This window comes from Microbacterium sp. Bi98, assembly GCF_918698045.1.
GTDB lineage: Bacteria > Actinomycetota > Actinomycetes > Actinomycetales > Microbacteriaceae > Microbacterium.
Window position 1 is genome coordinate 1 of the sequence record NZ_CAKKLK010000023.1, and the last position, 3,887, is coordinate 3,887.

Here is a 3,887-nt window from a genome sequence, read left to right on the forward strand (position 1 = left end):
GGGTGGGCTGGGAGCGCCCGACGGCGTGACGGAGCCTGCCCCCGCGCTGCGTCATCAGCGAAACAACGAAGGATGCCGGTCCAGCTTTGCGGGCCGGCATCCCTCAATATTCCCGGACGGCCGACCTACTGCTTCTCGAGGCGCACGGTCATCGTGGTGCCGAGGGCAGTCACCTCGTAGGAGAGCTCACCGTCGGCATAGGTGAAGGTCTTCGTCGGATCGCTCGAGGCAAGCATGGCCGAATCTGTCTTCGACGTGTCGTTCGCCGAATCGAAGGTGAACGAGGTCGAACCGTCCTCGGGCACCGTGACAGTACCCGCCCAGTACAGCGACTTCGTGTCGGTCGAGTTCCACGAGACCTCGATCGTGTCTGCCGTGATCGTGGCGCTCTGGAAGCTGTCGGGTGAGTTCGAGTTGATCTGCGTCCATTCGCCGGCGAGATCGACGGGCTCTGCCACCTCCTCAACTTCTTCGACCGCTTCGGGCGCGGCCGGCTGCGAGTCAGACTTCGAGTCGGTGGACTCGGCGGGAGCGGAGCACGCGACAGTTCCGAGCCCGAGCAGGGCGAGAAGGGCGAATGCGGCAGCGGCCCTGGTGACTGCGGTGTTCATCTGTGACTCTCGTTTGGGGATCAAGCAACGAAGTTGAACGTAGCAGGCCATTGTCACGTTTCAGATTCGGCTGTTGCCGCCCGGCGATCTGAACCGATATACAGGTCGAGGCGCTCTGGGGGCGCCGGCGATTCGTCGCCTCATCGTCGAGGGGAACTCTCATGTCACAGCCGCCTGCCGCCTGGCATCCCGATCCGGAGAATCCGCATCAGCTGCGCTGGTGGGACGGCCATCGTTGGACCGCCTCGACCGCTCCGTCCCCGGCGGCTGTCGCGACGACGCAGATCGCGTCCGCCACCGCGCCGGCACCCGCACTCGCACTCGCACTCGCGAAGCGCAAGACCGGTTGGCGCACTGCCGGGATCATCGTCGCCGCACTCGTCGTCGGCGGCGCGCTCGCCCGCCTGTCGCCGATCGCGATCCTGCTCGTCGCCACCGCCGTCGTCGGCATCGCTCTCTATGTCATGATCGCGCGCCCCCTCCCGGCTCTAGGACTCCGATCGCGGATGTCGGGCGTGATCGCCCTCGGCCTGGCCGCTCTGCTCGTCACCGGCGGCGGAATCGCAAGTGCCAGCAGCGGCACCGCCCCGACGGCATCCGAACCTCAGACCTTCGCCGCGGTGACGACGTCGGCTCCGACGCCGACGCCCACTCCCACGCCGACGACGTTCGAGACCGCGACCGAAGAGGTGCCCGTGCCGTTCACGGCGACCACGGTCGACGACCCGCAGCTCGACCAGGGCGCCACGGCGCTCGTCGCCGCGGGCGTGAATGGCGTGAAGGTGATCACCTATCGCCTGACTCTGATCGACGGCGTCGAGGTGTCGCGCGAGGTCGTCAGCGAGGCGATCTCCGTGCAGCCGGTGAACGAGGTCACGGCGATCGGAAGCAAAGCGCCGGCACCGGTCGCGGCTCCGGCACCCGCTCCCGCCCCCGTGCCGCTCGTGCAGCAGGGTGGCGGAGGGTGCGACTCGAACTACACGGGAGCGTGTGTTCCGATCTCGAGTGACGTCGATTGCGCCGGCGGCAGCGGAGACGGACCCGGATATGTGCAGGGCCCCGTGCAGGTCGTCGGCTCGGACATCTACGACCTCGACCGCGACGGAGACGGCATCGCCTGCGACTGAGCGCTAGTCCACCGGGCCGAAGACCTCAGCCCAGACCTCGAGGATCTCGCCGTCGAGCCCTGCCGCGTCCGACCCCGAGAGCGTCGTGACAGAGGCCATTCGTCAGCGCCCGGAGTAGCGCTGCGCCGGTCGTCCCTCTTCCGCCAGCGCCTGACGATGCGACGTCAAGGCCGACCGCACGGCCGTGTAGATCACGAGCCACAGGATCAGGATGCCGATCAGGAACCCGGCGACGTAGAAGAGGACGATGGTGAGGAAAGGATCCATGGCGCCAGGATAGCCACCGGGGTGCGCGACACCTCCAGCCCCGGCAGCTAGTCCCCGACCTCCAGCGACCAATAGAAGTAGAACGCCCGCTCGCCGGAATCCGGGTCGACGCCGCTGAACCCGTGTCGTTCGTAGAAGCGCATCGCCGCGGCATCCGATTCATCGACGTTGATCTCGATCGCCGCGACGCCGAGTTCCCGGCAGATCTCAACCATGTGCCGGAGGACCGCGCCGCCGACACCACCACCGCGGTGCGCGGGCTCGACGTACATCTCATCGAGCAGCGCGACCGGCCCCTCCGACCACACATTCGGACGCAGGGTCACGAGCGCGAGACCGACCGCAGGATCACCGCCGAGCACCGCGAAAGTGGAGGTTCCGCCCAGCAGCGTGCGCAACCGCTCGGCGAGCACCTCGACCCCCGGAGTCTCGGTGTCGAACTCCGTGTTGAAGGCGTGCAGGAGTTCGGCGAGACGGGCGGCGTCGTGCGGGGTGGCTCGACGTGTGGCGGCGGTCATCGGATGCCTTTCTGGGGTCGAGGGCTTCGGCTCGGGCGGACGGCGGCAGTTCTGCCGGTTCACAACTCCGGAAGGACGAGCGGGCCGACGCATCGGTTCCCCGGGATTCCGGGGCCGAGCCGCCGGGCGCACCCGCTTCTTCCGGAGTTGTGGACCTGAACCTCCGTGGGCCCCGCTCGACGATCCGGGAGAACGCGGTCAGGCGCTGTCGGAATCCGCCTTGCGCGATCCGGCCTCGAGCACATCTCCGGCCGGCAGCTCCTGGTGCCCGCCGAACTGCAGACGCATCGCCGACAGCACCTGGTTGGCGAACTTGTCTTCATCGCGTGAGGCGAAGCGCTCGAACAGCGACGCCGCGAGCACCGGCACGGGCACGCCGACATCGACGGCGGCCTTGACCGTCCAGCGGCCCTCGCCCGAATCGGAGACCCGGCCGGCCAGACCGTCGAGGTGCGGATTCTCGGCGAGCGCGGCAGCGGTCAGGTCGAGCAGCCACGACGAGATGACCGATCCGCGGCGCCACAGCTCGGCGACCTTCGAGGTGTCGATGGGGAACTGGTAGAACTCCGGCTCTTCCAGCGGAGCGATCTCGGCCGAGTGCTCGGCCTCGCGCACCCCGGCATCCGCGTTGTGCAGCAGGTTCAGCCCCTCGGCGATCGACGCCATGATGCCGTACTCGATGCCGTTGTGCACCATCTTCACGAAGTGCCCCGCACCCGACGGGCCGCAGTGCAGATAGCCCTGCTCCTCGGGGGTGAGGTCTCCGGTGCGGCCGGGCGTGCGCTCGATCTCCCCGACACCCGGAGCGATCGTGCGCAGCACCGGCTCGATGCGCTGCACGGCCTCATCGGGTCCGCCGACCATCAGGCAGTATCCGCGGTCGAGTCCGAACACCCCACCGCTCGTGCCGACATCGACGTAATGGATGCCGCGCTCGCGGAACGCCTTCGCCCGGCGGACGTCGTCGCGATAGTTCGAGTTGCCGCCGTCGATCAGGATGTCGCCCTCGTCGAGCACCTCCGCCGCCTGATCCGCCACCATGCCCGTGAGCGATGCGGGCACCATCATCCACACGGCCCGCGGCGCCTCGAGCTTCGATGCCAGGTCGGCCATGCTGTCGGCGCCGGTGGCTCCCTCGGCGACCAGCGCCTGCACGGCATCCGTGTTGACGTCATAGACCACGCATTCGTGCCCCGCCCGCATGAGGCGGCGCACGATGTTGGCGCCCATCCGGCCGAGTCCGATCATCGCCAGCTGCATGAGAATCCCTTCGTCTCAGCCCCGGTGGGCCGAGTCGGGGCAATCCTGGCACGGGTGCGTGGGTCGCTCAATGGTGTTGCGGGGTGGCGTGGGGCGTGCGGGGG

At 68.4% G+C, this 3,887-nt stretch carries 5 protein-coding genes; 1 reads left to right on the plus strand and 4 read right to left on the minus strand.

Features of this window, described 5'->3' with window-relative positions:
* Positions 1–125: 125 nt before the first annotated feature.
* Positions 126–611 (minus strand): hypothetical protein, encoded by a 486-nt coding sequence (locus tag LQZ85_RS17790; protein ID WP_230101303.1) that lies wholly within the window; start codon positions 609–611, stop codon positions 126–128.
* Between the two features lie 161 nt (positions 612–772).
* On the opposite strand from LQZ85_RS17790, the gene LQZ85_RS17800 reads away from it, so the two are divergent.
* On the plus strand, positions 773–1,738 hold the full coding sequence (locus tag LQZ85_RS17800) for a G5 domain-containing protein (RefSeq protein ID WP_355706607.1): 966 nt from the start codon (positions 773–775) through the stop codon (positions 1,736–1,738).
* A 102-nt stretch (positions 1,739–1,840) separates the two neighbouring features.
* On the opposite strand, the gene LQZ85_RS17805 is transcribed toward LQZ85_RS17800, so the two are convergent.
* The 3 genes from LQZ85_RS17805 to gnd all read right to left on the minus strand — a co-directional run bounded on the left by LQZ85_RS17805 (position 1,841) and on the right by gnd (position 3,783).
* Positions 1,841–2,005 carry a hypothetical protein gene (locus LQZ85_RS17805; protein WP_157534255.1) on the minus strand — a complete coding sequence of 55 codons (165 nt, stop codon included), beginning with the start codon at positions 2,003–2,005 and terminating at the stop codon, positions 1,841–1,843.
* 47 nt (positions 2,006–2,052) lie between these two features.
* The gene (locus tag LQZ85_RS17810) at positions 2,053–2,523 is read right to left on the minus strand and encodes a GNAT family N-acetyltransferase (protein WP_230101304.1); all 471 of its coding nucleotides are present in this window, start codon (positions 2,521–2,523) and stop codon (positions 2,053–2,055) included.
* A 198-nt stretch (positions 2,524–2,721) separates the two neighbouring features.
* Positions 2,722–3,783: a phosphogluconate dehydrogenase (NAD(+)-dependent, decarboxylating) gene (gene gnd, locus LQZ85_RS17815; RefSeq protein WP_053098398.1), complete on the minus strand. Its 1,062-nt coding sequence runs from the start codon at positions 3,781–3,783 to the stop codon at positions 2,722–2,724.
* Between the last annotated feature and the right edge of the window lie 104 nt (positions 3,784–3,887).